12 protein-coding genes are annotated in these 13182 nt (G+C 63.3%); 4 read left to right on the plus strand and 8 right to left on the minus strand.

Annotated features, from left to right (window positions below; translation table 11 throughout):
- Positions 1–22: 22 nt before the first annotated feature.
- Genes IE053_RS04350 through coaD form a run of 3 tightly spaced genes read right to left on the minus strand, consistent with a single transcriptional unit; the run spans position 23 to position 1912 of the window.
- Positions 23–466, minus strand: a complete 444-nt coding sequence (locus IE053_RS04350; protein WP_189572368.1) for a peptidylprolyl isomerase — start codon at positions 464–466, stop codon at positions 23–25.
- Positions 466–1350 carry a peptidylprolyl isomerase gene (locus tag IE053_RS04355; RefSeq protein ID WP_189572370.1) on the minus strand — a complete coding sequence of 295 codons (885 nt, stop codon included), beginning with the start codon at positions 1348–1350 and terminating at the stop codon, positions 466–468. The genes IE053_RS04350 and IE053_RS04355 overlap by 1 nt, the downstream gene beginning before the upstream one ends.
- Positions 1351–1408: 58 nt before the next feature.
- Positions 1409–1912, minus strand: a complete 504-nt coding sequence (coaD, locus tag IE053_RS04360; protein ID WP_189572372.1) for a pantetheine-phosphate adenylyltransferase — start codon at positions 1910–1912, stop codon at positions 1409–1411.
- A gap of 85 nt (positions 1913–1997) precedes the next feature.
- Between coaD and IE053_RS04365 the strand changes: the two genes are divergently transcribed.
- The gene (locus IE053_RS04365; protein ID WP_189572375.1) at positions 1998–2501 is read left to right on the plus strand and encodes a hypothetical protein; all 504 of its coding nucleotides are present in this window, start codon (positions 1998–2000) and stop codon (positions 2499–2501) included.
- 85 nt (positions 2502–2586) lie between these two features.
- On the opposite strand, the gene IE053_RS04370 is transcribed toward IE053_RS04365, so the two are convergent.
- On the minus strand, positions 2587–3060 hold the full coding sequence (locus tag IE053_RS04370; protein ID WP_189572377.1) for an Rv1443c family protein: 474 nt from the start codon (positions 3058–3060) through the stop codon (positions 2587–2589).
- Complete coding sequence (gyrA, locus tag IE053_RS04375; protein WP_229786048.1) at positions 3057–5792, minus strand: DNA gyrase subunit A; 2736 nt, start codon at positions 5790–5792, stop codon at positions 3057–3059. Before gyrA ends, IE053_RS04370 begins: the two co-directional genes overlap by 4 nt.
- Before the next feature lie 91 nt (positions 5793–5883).
- Here gyrA and IE053_RS04380 point away from each other — a divergent pair, with 91 nt between their 5' ends.
- Complete coding sequence (locus IE053_RS04380; protein ID WP_189572379.1) at positions 5884–6447, plus strand: superoxide dismutase family protein; 564 nt, start codon at positions 5884–5886, stop codon at positions 6445–6447.
- Here IE053_RS04380 and IE053_RS04385 read toward each other — a convergent pair.
- From IE053_RS04385 to aroA, 3 genes are read right to left on the minus strand one after another with little or no spacing between them, the layout of a single operon-like run.
- A complete protein-coding gene (locus IE053_RS04385; protein ID WP_229786131.1) occupies positions 6444–7715 on the minus strand; it encodes an MFS transporter in 1272 nt (423 codons plus the stop codon). The two genes, IE053_RS04380 and IE053_RS04385, sit on opposite strands and share 4 nt — an antisense overlap.
- Positions 7716–7768: 53 nt before the next feature.
- A complete protein-coding gene (locus IE053_RS04390; RefSeq protein WP_189572385.1) occupies positions 7769–9544 on the minus strand; it encodes a monovalent cation:proton antiporter-2 (CPA2) family protein in 1776 nt (591 codons plus the stop codon).
- Between the two features lie 58 nt (positions 9545–9602).
- Complete coding sequence (gene aroA, locus IE053_RS04395) at positions 9603–10889, minus strand: 3-phosphoshikimate 1-carboxyvinyltransferase (protein WP_189572388.1); 1287 nt, start codon at positions 10887–10889, stop codon at positions 9603–9605.
- A gap of 110 nt (positions 10890–10999) precedes the next feature.
- On the opposite strand from aroA, the gene IE053_RS04400 reads away from it, so the two are divergent.
- Positions 11000–11479 carry a TIGR02300 family protein gene (locus IE053_RS04400; RefSeq protein ID WP_189572391.1) on the plus strand — a complete coding sequence of 160 codons (480 nt, stop codon included), beginning with the start codon at positions 11000–11002 and terminating at the stop codon, positions 11477–11479.
- Between the two features lie 112 nt (positions 11480–11591).
- Positions 11592–12803 carry an NADP-dependent isocitrate dehydrogenase gene (locus IE053_RS04405; protein ID WP_189572394.1) on the plus strand — a complete coding sequence of 404 codons (1212 nt, stop codon included), beginning with the start codon at positions 11592–11594 and terminating at the stop codon, positions 12801–12803.
- The last annotated feature ends 379 nt before the right edge of the window (positions 12804–13182 follow it).

Genomic DNA, 13182 nt, shown 5'->3' on the forward strand with positions numbered 1-13182 from the left:
TTCCATTGCCTGGAAACCGAGCTCAGTCCGCTTTTCTGAACTCGATGATCTTTGTCGGGTTGGCCGGCGGCTCGCCTTTCGCGATGGCGTGCACGTTCTCCATGCCTTCGACGACCTTGCCCCAGACGGTGTACTGCTTGTCGAGGAAGCTTGCGTCATCGAGACAGATGAAGAACTGGCTGGACGCCGAATTGGGATCCTGCGCACGGGCCATCGAGCAGACACCTTCCTGGTGGCTGACATCGTTGAATTCGGCCGGGAGCTGCTTGTCCGCGCCGCCCATGCCGGTGCCGTCGGGGCAGCCGCCCTGCGCCATGAAGCCGTCGATGACGCGGTGGAAGGTCAGCCCGTCATAGAAGCCTTCTTCTGCGAGGCGGGTGATCTGTTCGACGTGCTTCGGCGCCTTGTCCTCGAAGGTTTCGATCAACACGTCGCCGGTTTCGAGCTTCAGTTTGAGCATGCCCATCAGCCAATTTCTCCATCAATGCGTACGGGAACATGGACGGAGCACGAATCGACGAGAAACCCGTCATCGGTGATCAGCCTGTTCGCCCGGAGCCACGCCTTGAAGGTTTCGCTCTCCGCCCTCAAGGCCTCCACGGTTTTTTGCTCTTCCGGCGGCAGGTCAGCCATGATCCGGGCGCGGAGAATGGGCGTCGGACGTTCGGGGGGCTCGCCGCGATTGATCCGGCGGACATTGCGCTCACCGTCGATCACCCGGCCCCACGCGGTGTATTGCTGGTCGAGCCCGCGGCGGTTGTCGCCGAACATGATGAAAAACTGCGAGTTTGCAGAGTTCGGATCGCCCGCACGGGCCATCGACAGGACTCCGGGGCAGTGCATCGGCCAGGCGCCGACCTCCTCGGTCTTCAGGAATTCCTTCATCGAGGGCGTCTGGCTCGCCACCGGCATGGTGCCGAGGAAACCGATATCCGAGGCGCGGTCATCGCGACCGATCGGGACATATTCGCTCAGCTCTTCGCGTGCCGTCACAAAGCGGCCCTGCAGGTTCGGGTAATCCGACCCGCCCTTCCCGGTGCCCGTGGGGTCGCCGCCCTGCGCCATGAAGCCGTCGATGACGCGGTGGAAGATGGTGTTGTTGTAGAACCCCTGCCGTGAAAGCGTCTTGATCCGCTCCACGTGCTTGGGCGCGAAATCGGGTCGCATCTCCACGAGGACCGGGCCTGAGGGCAGGTCGATGACCAGGATGTTCTCCGGATCGATGGTCCGCCATGCGCGATCGGGCGCTCTTTCGAGCAGCTCCTCGGGCGACGGACCCTCTTGGTCCTGAGCCACTGCAACACCGGCGGAAAGCGCGGCAGCCGCCGCGAACGCGAGAAACTTCTTCATGGGGTTCCGGTAGCCTATCACGGCCCGCTCTTCCAGCGGTCGCGCGCTTAAACGAAGGTCAGCCTTTGAGTTTTGCCTTCAGCGGCGCGGCCACGGCCTCGGGGACGAATTTCTCGAAATCCCCGCCGAGGACCGCGATCTCCTTCACCAGCCGACTGGCGATCGCCTGGTAGCGGACATCAGCCATCAGGAAGACGGTCTCGATCTCGTCATTGAGCTCGGCATTCATGCCAACCATCTGGAATTCATACTCGAAATCCGACACGGCCCGCAGGCCGCGGATGATGACACCGGCCTTGAGCCGCTCCGCATAGTGCATGAGAAGCCCCTCGAAAGGCTCCACCCGGATCGTCGCCCGCTGGCCCTCGTCCATGTCGGCAATCGACGCCTTCACCAGCTCCTGCCGTTCCTCGAGATCGAAAAGCGGGTTCTTGCCCGAATGCATCGCCACGCCGATGACCAGCTCATCCACGAGCTTCACCGCCCGCTTGATGATGTCCACATGCCCAAGGGTGATCGGATCGAACGTCCCAGGATAAAGGCCGATGAGCGGTTTGGTCATGACTACGCTATCTGTTCTCTCAACTGGCACCACTCACTGGCATAATGTTACAGCCTCGTGAAGCGTGGGGGTCAGGGATTTCGGGATGAACGAACCGGAGACACGGGCTCTCCCGGCAAAGGCTTGGAAAATCCTCAAGTCCGAGTGGGAGGATTATGGCGGCGGGATGGATGTGAACATCCTGCTTCCGAGCCTGCCTTTTGAGCATCGCCAGTTCCTACTTTCGACCGCCGTTTCGTATTTCAACGACCCAAGCATCAACCGCGGCGACACAGGAGAGACCGTCTCGCCCGCTGGGGCTCTCACGGCATTGGAGAAACCGACAAGCCTCTCGTTGGTTGGCAACGATATCCACGGTCGACACCTGCAGGTATATTTCTACACGGACGACCTGAAAACGATAATCGAACTGGAGATCACCTTCTTCGAACCCGAACAGCTCGATCGTGAACTGACTGATCCTGAAAACGTTGACCGGCTCAAAGCGCTGATCGAACTTTCAGATCGCTTCAACTCCATTGCACCCGGGAGCCCTCGCTATCTCTGCGAGGGAAACTACTCCCCCGGCTCGGAGCTCCTGCGCTTCTGACGAGTCTGGAAGAGCTACCAATGGCACACCATTCAGGCTTTACTCTGTGGACTGAGGCTCTGCGGACTGGTGAAGGACCGTATGTCTACGAGCCATCCCCGTATCTGAACCCGCTGGCGACGAGTTCACGCCAACGCGCCTGGCGGTGGCTGTAGAAGCTGCGCGCGAAGGCTGCAACAACCGGCGTCCGCCACCCTGCGTCGAGGGTCAGGCGGTCTTCGTAGCGGGTGCCCTCGCCTTCAGGTTCGATCGTCACCCAGTGGTCCCACCGCTTGATCGAAGCGCTGTGGCCATCGTCGCGGAGGAAGCGCTTGCCGCCCTCCGCCGGCGGGTAGGAGATGCCGATCACCTGCTGGCCGATCGGCAGCACCCCGGCGAGCTTCATGGCGCAGAGATAGTCACCGGTCTCCCAGCGCTCAGGAAACGCGGGAGGGTTGATCGCCTCGAAGGCGATCATCGGACTCGCGACGTAGTGGAGCACGCGCGGCTTCGTCGCGTGCTCCCAGACTTCGTCAGCAGACGCATCGAGATAGGTCGAAAGGACGACCTCGGCGGTCACCCTGCCGGGGCCTCATCGCCACCATCGTCGTCTTCGTCGCGTTCACCGACACCTTCGACAGAGACCACTTTCTCGTCCTTGCGGGTCTTGAGAATGGTCACGCCCTGGGTGTTGCGGCCCGCGATGCGGATGTCGTCGACCGGTGTACGGATGAGCTGCCCGCCGTCGGTGACGAGCATGACTTCCTCGCCGTCCATGGCCGGGAAGCTCGCGACCACGCGACCGTTCCGCTCATTCGTGACGATGGAGATGATGCCCTTGCCGCCGCGTCCTGACGTTCTGTACTCGAACGAAGATGTCCGCTTGCCGTAGCCGTTTTCGGTCACGGTGAGGATGAACTCCTCCGCCGCCGCCATGGCCGCGATCCGCTCCGAGCTGAGCGCGACATCTGCCGTGCCCTCGTCCTCGGTGCCTTCGGTCTCGCCATCGCCAGCCGCCCGGCGCATGGCCGCCGCGTGCTTGAGATAGGCTGCCTTCTCGTCCGCCGAAGCGTCGAAGCTGCGCACCACGGACATGCCGATGACTTCGTCACCCTCGGCGAGCCTGATGCCCCGGACGCCTGTGGAGGTCCGTCCACTGAAGACCCGGACAGCATCGACCGGGAATCGGATGGCCATCCCCTCGGCCGTGGTCAGCAGCACATCCTGGTCCGGCCGAGCCAGGCTGACACCGACGAGGTTGTCACCGTCATCGAGCTTCATGGCAATCTTGCCGGCCCGGTTGATGTTGGTGAAGTCCGCCAGCTTGTTCCGACGCACATTGCCCGACCTGGTTGCGAAGAGGATGTCGAAGCTCTCTTCATCCTCCGGCATCGGAAGAATGACGTTCACCCGTTCGCCCTGCTCAAGGGGCAGGAGGTTCACGAAAGCCTTCCCGCGCGAAGTCGGCGCGCCTTCGGGCAGGCGCCAGAGCTTGAGCCGGTAGACCATGCCGCGGTCGGTGAAAAACAGAAGCGGCGTATGCGTATTACCGACGAAGAGCTGGCTGACGAAATCCTCGTCCTTCATCGCCATGCCCGAGCGGCCCTTGCCGCCCCGGCGCTGGGCCCGGTAGGTCGAAAGCGGCGTCCGCTTGACGTAACCGGAATGCGTGACGGTGACGACCATGTCCTCGCGCGGGATGAGGTCTTCGTCCTCCATCTCGATTGCGTCAATGAATTGCGAGCGGCGCGGTGTGGCGAACTTCTCGCGTACCTCGGTCATCTCGTCCTTGGCAATCGTCAGCACACGGTCCCGGTTGGACAGGATGTCGAGATAGTCCTTGATCTGCTCGGCCAGCTTTTCGAGCTCGTCGCCGATTTCGTCGCGGCCGAGGGCCGTCAGGCGCTGGAGGCGCAGGTCGAGAATCGCGCGCGCCTGCACTTCGGACAGGCGAAGCGTTCCGTCCTCGGACAGCGTGTGGCGCGGATCCGCAACGAGGCGGATCAGCGGCGCCATGTCTTCGGCCGGCCAATCGCGCGCCATCAGCTGCTCACGGGCTGTCTGCGGGTTCGGCGCGGCGCGGATGAGGCGCACCACCTCGTCGATATTGGCAACGGCAATCGCAAGGCCCGTCAGGACATGGGCCCGGTCACGGGCCTTCCCCAGCTCGTGCTTCGTCCTCCGGGTGATGACCTCCTCGCGGAACCTGATGAAACTCGTCAGGACACTGCGCAGGTTCATCTGCTCGGGACGGCCACCATTGAGGGCCAGCATGTTGACGCCGAACGAAGTTTGCAGCGGACTCTGCTTGTAGAGGTTGTTGAGGACGACCTCGGCATTGGCGTCGCGCTTCAGCTCGATCACCACGCGGATGCCGTGGCGGTCGGACTCGTCGCGAAGGTCGGCGATGCCCTCGATCTTCTTGTCACGGACCAGTCCCGCGATCTTCTCGACCATCGCGGCCTTGTTCACCTGGAACGGGATCTCGGTGATAATGATGGCGTAGCGGTCCTTGCGGATCTCCTCGACATTGGCGACCCCGCGCATCACGACGGAGCCGCGTCCCGTCATCAGGCCCGATCGCGCACCGGAACGGCCAAGAATCAGGCCACCAGTGGGAAAGTCAGGACCCGGAACGATCTCGAGCAGTTCCTCGTCCGAAACATCCGGCTCGTCGATGAGCCTGATCGTCGCGTCGATGATCTCGCCGAGGTTATGGGGCGGGATGTTCGTCGCCATGCCGACGGCAATGCCGCCCGCGCCATTGACGAGGAGGTTCGGGAACCGCGCCGGCAGGCATACCGGCTCCTGGCGTTCGCCGTCATAGGTGTCCTGGAAATCGACGGTGTCCTTGTCGATGTCCGCGAGAAGCGCCATCGCCGGATGGTCCATCCGGACCTCCGTATACCGCATGGCGGCCGGCGGGTCGTTGTCGATGGAGCCGAAGTTGCCCTGCCCGTCGAGCAGCGGCAGGCGCATCGAGAAGTCCTGCGCCATCCGCACCAGCGCGTCATAAACGGCGCTGTCGCCATGGGGGTGGTACTTACCGATCACGTCACCGACGACGTTGGCGGATTTCTTGTGCTTCTTGTCCGGCGTGAAGCCGTTCTGGTGCATCGACCAGAGGATGCGGCGGTGGACCGGCTTGAGGCCGTCCCGCGCATCGGGGATCGCCCGGCTGACGATCACCGACATGGCGTAGTCGAGGTAGGATTTCTCCATTTCGCCAGTGATGGAGACGGGGCTGACGCCCGGCGTCAGCTCTCCTTCGACAGCGGGCTCATTCTTGTCGTCGTTTTCGTTTTCAGCCACGTTGGGCGCAACTTTCTTGAGGATGAATCATGGTCTGAAGGCGTTAGCAGTCTTCGAGAGACACCGCCACACAATGACCTCCGGAGGAACGATGACACCGAAGAAAATTGCGCTCTTTGCCGTCCCGCTGGCCCTGGCCGCCTGCTCCGAGGACGCGAGCATCGCCTCCAGCGCCGGCGCAGTGCCCGTCCCCGTGGCCGAAGACGCTGATCCCACTGGTGAAATGACGGTCGCCATCACCGGCACCGAAGGCACGGCCATCGGTGAGGCCACGGTCCGGCCCGGACCCCACGGAATGGTCATCCGGTTGATGGCGGAAGGGCTGCCCGAAGGCTGGCACGGCGTGCACCTGCATCAGGTCGGGGACTGCTCGGACTTTGACGGCGGATTCAAAAAATCCGGCAGCCACATCAATATCTCCGGCACGGAGCATGGCGTCCTGAACCCCGAAGGCTACCACACAGGCGCGGACTTCCCGAACCTGTGGGCGGACGCCGATGGCCTCCACGGAGAACTCTTTGCCGGTGGCCTTCTTCTCGACCAGGCCAGGGACGATGACGGCTTCGCGATGATTATTCACGCCAACGAGGACGATCACGTTACCCAGCCGATCGGCGGTGCGGGCCCCCGTCTCGCCTGCGCGGCCTTCCGCTAGGTTCTGACGCCTGCTTCGGGCGGTTCGGGCTCGGGGGCAGGCTCCTGCTCGCGCGGGTCGGCGCGGGGGTCGAGCTCGAAGATGCCCGTGTTGGTGCGCATGATGGGGACGTACTCCTCGCGCACCTTGGGCGCCTCGCGAAGGCTGATCCGGACGATACCAAACGCGGCAAGCGCCACATAGATCGCGGCGATCCACCAGAAGAGCGCGTTTGTCCCGAACAGCCTCATCAACTGGCTCGCCGCAAGGGGGCCAAAACAAGCCGATGCTCCGTAGAGGAGCAGGAGCCCGGCATTCACCGCGACACTGCTGCCGGGCTCAGCGTGGTCATTGGCATGGGCGATCGCCAGACCGAAGGCAGGCACGGCGACAGCGCCAAAGACGAGGCCTGAGACGATAAGCATCGCTTGGCCCAGGCCTGCCAGCAACGGAACGGAAAGAGCGATGACGACGGCGGCTGCAGCCATGCCGATAATGACGTAGCGCCGGTCCATCCGGTCGGAGAGCCAACCCAAGGGCCACTGCGCCAGCGCGCCACCGAAAATCAGCGCCCCGATGAAAAGACCCGTCGCCTCCGCGGGGTAGCCGAGCCCCGATACGAACAGCGGTCCCATCGACCAGTAAGAACTCGCTGAAAGCCCGATCAGCGCCGCCCCGACCGCAGCGAGCGGCGAGACTGTCCACAGCCGCCGCAGTTGCAGGCTCGATGACTTCGGAACGGGCGGCGCGGGAATGCGCGTCAGCGCCACAGGAACGAGCGCGACCGAGATCAGGATCGTCAGGACGCCAAAGGGGACGAAGCTCTTCGGATCGAAGACAGGCAGGATCGCCTGGAAAAGGGTTGCCGAGGTAAAATCGGTGACCCTGTAGACCGACAGCACCTGCCCGCGGTTCTCGTTCGTCGCCCGCTCGTTGAGCCAGCTTTCGAGGATCATCTGGAGGCCGGCGAAACAGAAACCGGTCACGACCCGCGTGGCGATCCAGAACCAGCTCTCCACGAGAAGCGCGTGGCTGACCGCAGCAGCCGAAGCGATCGAAGCGAAGGCCGTGAACGCCCGGATATGCCCCACGTCACGGATGATCTTCGGCGCACGCCTGCAGCCTGCGATGAAGCCGACATAGTAAGCCGTCAGGAACAGCGCGATCGCCGTCGCCGGAAATCCCTCCAGCGTCCCCCGCACACCGAGCAGGGTCGAATGCATCCCGTTGCTCCCGAACAGGAGCGCTGCGGCAAAGAGGAGGGAGATGAGAGAGAAGGCGACGCGCATCCGGCCCACATGGCACGGTTCAGAACCTGCGCAAGGGGGTTCGCCATCTCGTTCTAGGCAGGCTCTTTCTCGCGCTCGGGCTTGATCAGGGGCTTGTCCATGATCTCCTTCTTGGCGTGGACACCGTCCGCCTTCTGGGCCAGCAGGCGGGCCTTGTCGCGCTCGCGGAACTCCGCCTCGATATCGCCGATGATGCTGTCCGAGCGGCCGAGATAGCTCAGGGTCCGGGTGGCCATCTTCACCGCGCTCTCGAAGGTTTCGCGCACGATGAGGTCGATGTCCTCGTCAAGCAGTTCGAGTTCATGCAGACGGTCCCGCGCCCGGACGATGATCTTCACCTTGGGACAGCGTTCCCGGAGGGCGGCAAGAGCGTCCCGGACTCCCTTGTAGTCATCGATCGCGAAGATCACGGCATCGGCGCTGATCGCGCCTGCCCTCAGGAGGAGATGCAGCTTGGTCCCGTCGCCATAGAAGACCTTGGCGCCGAATTCACGGGCCGTCTCGATCCGCGCCGGATCGTTGTCGATCGCGGTGACGGAAATGTTCGAGCCGCGCAGGATCTGGGAGATGATCTGCCCCATCCGTCCGTAGCCCACGACGAGGACCTGGCCCTCCGAACCGTCGAGGCCGTCCGGCCCGGCGGGCGCTTCGCTTTTCGGGTCGGAGGCGATCCGGTTGATCGCGATCATGATGAACGGCGTGGCGATCATCGACAGTGTCACGATCGCCGAGGCGAGGGTCGCGAATTCGACATCGAAGATCCCGCGGCCGACGCCGAGGCTGAAGACGACGAAGCCGAACTCGCCGCCCTGGCTTAGGATACCACCGACGCGCATGGCCTGCCGGTGGTTCGAGCCGAAGAGCCGCGAAAGGCCGTAGATGATGACGCTCTTGGTGCTGATGAGTGCCAAGGCGCCGAGGATCACGATCCACCAGTTCGCCAGCATCACGGCAAGGTCGAGCTGCATCCCCACGGCGATGAAAAACAGGCCGAGCAGGACCTCGCGAAACGGCTCGATATCGGCTTCGATCTGGTGCCTGAACGAACTCTCCGCCAGGAGCACGCCCGCCATGAACGCGCCCAGCGCCATGGAGAGCCCTGCTTCGGCCAGCAACAGTGCCGTTGCCGCCACCACGAAGAGGGCTGCGGCAGTGAACGCCTCGCGCGACCCCGACACGGCGACCAGCCGGAAGAAACGGTTGAGCGCAAATCGTCCGACCAGGATCAATCCGACAATAGCCCCGACCGCGCGGAGGATGGCCGTCACGTCGATCGGCATCGGTCCGGCGCTCGACGAGCTTTGCGCAACAAAGGGTATCGCCGCGAGCAGCGGGATTACCGCGATGTCCTGGAACAGGAGGACCGAGAACGCCTTGGTCCCATAGGGCGTGTTGAGCTCCCCTCTTTCCTCGAGGAGGCTGAGCGCGAAGGCCGTCGACGAACAGGCGAGCGCGAAGCCTGCAATGTAGCTCGGCCCGTTCCCAAAAAATCCGAACTGCTTGATGACGAACCCGAACAGCGCACCCGTGACGACCATCTGGAGAAGGCCTAGGCCGAAGATCGTCTTTCGCAACGACCATAATCGGCCTGCGGACAATTCGAGACCTATCACGAACAGGAACAGGACAACGCCGAGCTCCGCGATCTCGAAGACGCCTTCTTCAGCGGACAGAATACCGAGGCCCGAAGGGCCGAACAGGACGCCCGCCGCAAGGAAGCCAAGGATCGTGCCAAGCTTCAGCTTCTTGAAGATCGGAACGGCAATCGCGGTCGCGCCGAGATAGACGGCCGCGTCGACCAGAAATTCCGAACCGCCTGCACCCGCCATTGAACACCTCTTTCCGTGAGTGGGAACCTAGGGAGCGTCGGTTGGCAAAGCCAGCTTCCTAGGCGCTCTCTATCGCAGCACCGAGCGAGGCCATGAGCGTGGCAAAGCCGGGAAAGCTCGTCGCGATCGCTTCGGCTCCGGTGATCCGCATCGGCTCCTGCGCGGAGAGCCCCAGAACCAGGGTTGCCATGCCGATCCTGTGGTCGTGGTCGGTGTCCACCGTTCCCCCGCCCCTGATGTCGCCGCCGTCGATCTCAAGCCAGTGGTCCCCGGTCCGGCAGGTCACGCCCGCAGCCGTCAGCAGCCCGGCGGTAGCCGCCAGCCGGTCGCTCTCCTTGACCTTCAGCTCTTCGAGCCCCTCGATCCGCGTTGTCCCCTCGGCGGAGGCTGCAGCCACGGCGAGGATCGGGATCTCGTCGATCATGTCCGGCACGTCGCTGGCGGGGACCTTCACCGCTTTCAACGGCGATGCCCGAACCCTCAGGTCAGCGACCTCCTCCCCGCCAACGAGGCGCAGGTGCTCTTCGGTGATCTCCGCACCCATGCGCCTGAGCGTCGCGAAGAGGCCCGTCCGGCGCGGGTTGAGCATCACCTCGGGCAGCACGACCTCGGAGCCAGGCCGCATCAGCGCTGCGACTATCGGGAAGGCCGCCGAAGACGGATCGGCGGGGATTGCCAGCGTCTGGCCGACAAGGCGCGCACCGGGTGTCAGCGTGATGCGGTGGCCATCGGTCTCGAGATCGGCACCGAACGCCTTCAGCATCCGCTCGGTGTGATCCCGCGTCGGCGTTTTCTCGATCACCGTCACCGGCCCTTGCGCGCCAAGGCCAGCCAGCAGGACCGCGGACTTCACCTGCGCGGAGGCCATCGGCAGCTCGTAGGTGAAGCTCCTGAGTTGCGAGGGCTTCAGCGTCACCGGCAGCCTGCCCTCCCGGTCATCCGCCTGTAGCCCCATCGCTCGCAGCGGGTCGAGGACCCGTCCCATCGGCCTGCGCATCAGGCTCGGATCGCCCGTGAAGGTGCATAAAGCGCCCTGCCCCGCAGCCAGCCCCATCAGGAGCCTGACGCCGGTTCCGGCATTGCCGAGGTCGAGCATTCGCGCCGGCGTCCGCCACGCATCGCCCCGGACGATGAACGTACCGTCGATGCGCTCAACGGAAACGCCGAAGGCCCGCAGCGCCGAAGCGGTGCTCAGGACATCACCGGCCTCGAGAATCGAGGACACCCGCGTCACCCCGGCGGAAATCGCGCCGAGCATCAGCGCGCGGTGGCTCATGCTCTTGTCACTTGGCACGCGAGCCGTGCCTTTCAGGGCTTCTGAGGGTCGGGCGACGGCCTCGGTCATGGACACTCCGCGGGATTACGATAGGTCCGCTTTGACAGCGCCGCTCGGCTCTGCCAACCAGCGCGGCTGGAACGACCTTCTTTTCTGACCCAACCCATCAGGACACTTAAGTGGCGAACGAAGAACTCGGTACGAAGCGCGACTGCCCGAACTGCGGCGCGCGATTCTACGACCTCAAAAAAGACCCCGCGCACTGCCCCAAGTGCGATCACGAATTCACGCCGGACGTGCTGCTGAAATCTCGCAAGCGCCTCCGCGAGGAAGAAGAAGCAGCGCACAAGGCCGCCAAGCCCTCGAAAGAGGTCGATGACGACGGCGAAGAGCTGGATGATGAAGTCCAGGAGATCGACGCCGAGGCCGAGAACACGACCAGCCTCGACGATGCCGAGGACGAAGTCGCTCCGGCCAAGTCCAAGCGCGCCAAGTCGCTCGACGAAGACGACGATGATGACGACGAGGACGAGGACGACGAACTCGCCGATCTCGATCTTCCCGACGATGACGACGACACACTGCTCGACGATGATGATGACGACGAAGACGACGTCGCAGGCATCGCGATCGGCGGAGACGATGACGACGACCGTTGATTTTGGGGGCTAAGCCCCCGAAACGACGCCTGTCGGAAGATTTTCACCCTGGCGCGCCGGCACTCACCGGAGTGGCCGCGCGCACAGACAGTAGAATTCAAGGAGACCACGCATGGCCAAGATCAAGGTCAAGAACCCCGTCGTCGAGCTCGACGGCGACGAGATGACGCGGATCATCTGGAAGCTGATCAAGGACAAGCTGATCCACCCCTACCTCGACATCAACCTGATCTACTTCGACCTCAGCATCCAGAATCGTGACGCGACGGACGACCAGGTGACGATCGATGCGGCCTACGCGATCAAGAAGCATGGCGTCGGCGTGAAATGCGCCACGATCACCCCGGACGAAGCGCGTGTCGAGGAATTCGGCCTCAAGAAGATGTGGCGCTCGCCGAACGGGACCATCCGCAACATCCTTGGCGGTGTCGTTTTCCGTGAGCCGATCATCATCCGTAACGTGCCGCGCCTCGTGCCTGGCTGGACCCAGCCGATCATCATCGGCCGTCATGCTTATGGCGACCAGTACCGCGCCACCGATTTCCTGTTCCCCGGCAAGGGCAAGCTGACGATCAAGTGGGAAGGCGAAAGCGGCGAGATCATCGAGCACGAGGTCTTCGACGCGCCCTCCTCGGGTGTCGCCATGGGCATGTACAACCTCGACGATTCGATCCGCGACTTCGCCCGTGCGACCTTCAACTACGGCCTGCAGCGGCAGTATCCGGTCTACCTGTCGACGAAGAACACGATCCTCAAAAAATACGACGGTCGCTTCAAGGACATCTTCCAGGAGATCTACGAGACCGAGTTCAAGGAAGAGTTCGAGAAGATCGGAACGCATTACGAGCACCGTCTCATCGACGACATGGTCGCTGCGTGCCTCAAATGGTCAGGCGGTTATGTCTGGGCCTGCAAGAACTATGACGGCGACGTCCAGTCGGACACCGTCGCACAGGGCTTCGGCTCGCTGGGCCTGATGACCTCGGTTCTCCTCACCCCCGACGGGAAGACGGCCGAGGCGGAAGCCGCCCACGGCACGGTCACCCGTCACTACCGCGCCCACCAGCGTGGCGAGGAAACCTCGACCAACTCGATCGCCTCGATCTATGCTTGGACCCGCGGCCTCAAGCACCGCGCCAAGCTCGACGACACGCCGGAGCTCGCGAATTTCGCCGAGACCCTGGAGAAGACCGTCGTCCAGACCGTCGAGAGCGGCCACATGACCAAGGACCTCGCACTCCTCATCGGCGCCGAGCAGGGCTGGCTCACCACCACCCAGTTCCTCGACAAGGTCGACGAGAATTTCCAGAAGGCCATGGCCTAGCCCAGCGCCTGGACAATCGAATGAGAGAGCCCGGCCGCCGTGCCGGGCTTTTTTGTGCATGGGATGCGCCTGTCCTCCTGCGACCCCCTGCCCCTTCCTGACGGTATCGGCAGGTGGTGAACTGGCGGAGTGCCCCCGCTGCGAGCCAGCGGAAGCCTCGATTTCCGCTTTAAGGGGAGGTGAAATTCCCGTGGCATTTGAGGCAAATTGAACGGCGTTGTTTGCGACACGCTTTACCCGCGTCTGAACAATGTGGCCGCAATAGGGCATGCGGAATGTTGCTGGCTTTGGGTTCCTTGTCGTTCGGGAACCCGCAGGGTACAGGCCATCCAAATCCCGTTTAGGTTGAATGATTTGGGGAGGAGCAACCTTGGCATTC

The sequence above is a fragment of the Parvularcula lutaonensis genome (assembly GCF_014651915.1).
In the GTDB taxonomy this organism is placed as follows: Bacteria; Pseudomonadota; Alphaproteobacteria; order Caulobacterales; family Parvularculaceae; genus Parvularcula; species Parvularcula lutaonensis.

Bases quoted from the DNA above. Each gene is read 5' to 3' on its own strand.
- IE053_RS04350 (WP_189572368.1), bottom strand. From the start codon at position 466: ATGGGCATGCTCAAACTGAAGCTCGAAACCGGCGACGTGTTGATCGAA.
- IE053_RS04355 (WP_189572370.1), bottom strand. From the start codon at position 1,350: ATGAAGAAGTTTCTCGCGTTCGCGGCGGCTGCCGCGCTTTCCGCCGGT.
- coaD (WP_189572372.1), bottom strand. From the start codon at position 1,912: ATGACCAAACCGCTCATCGGCCTTTATCCTGGGACGTTCGATCCGATC.
- IE053_RS04365 (WP_189572375.1), top strand. From the start codon at position 1,998: ATGAACGAACCGGAGACACGGGCTCTCCCGGCAAAGGCTTGGAAAATC.
- IE053_RS04380 (WP_189572379.1), top strand. From the start codon at position 5,884: ATGACACCGAAGAAAATTGCGCTCTTTGCCGTCCCGCTGGCCCTGGCC.
- IE053_RS04385 (WP_229786131.1), bottom strand. From the start codon at position 7,715: ATGCGCGTCGCCTTCTCTCTCATCTCCCTCCTCTTTGCCGCAGCGCTC.
- IE053_RS04390 (WP_189572385.1), bottom strand. From the start codon at position 9,544: ATGGCGGGTGCAGGCGGTTCGGAATTTCTGGTCGACGCGGCCGTCTAT.
- aroA (WP_189572388.1), bottom strand. From the start codon at position 10,889: ATGACCGAGGCCGTCGCCCGACCCTCAGAAGCCCTGAAAGGCACGGCT.
- IE053_RS04405 (WP_189572394.1), top strand. From the start codon at position 11,592: ATGGCCAAGATCAAGGTCAAGAACCCCGTCGTCGAGCTCGACGGCGAC.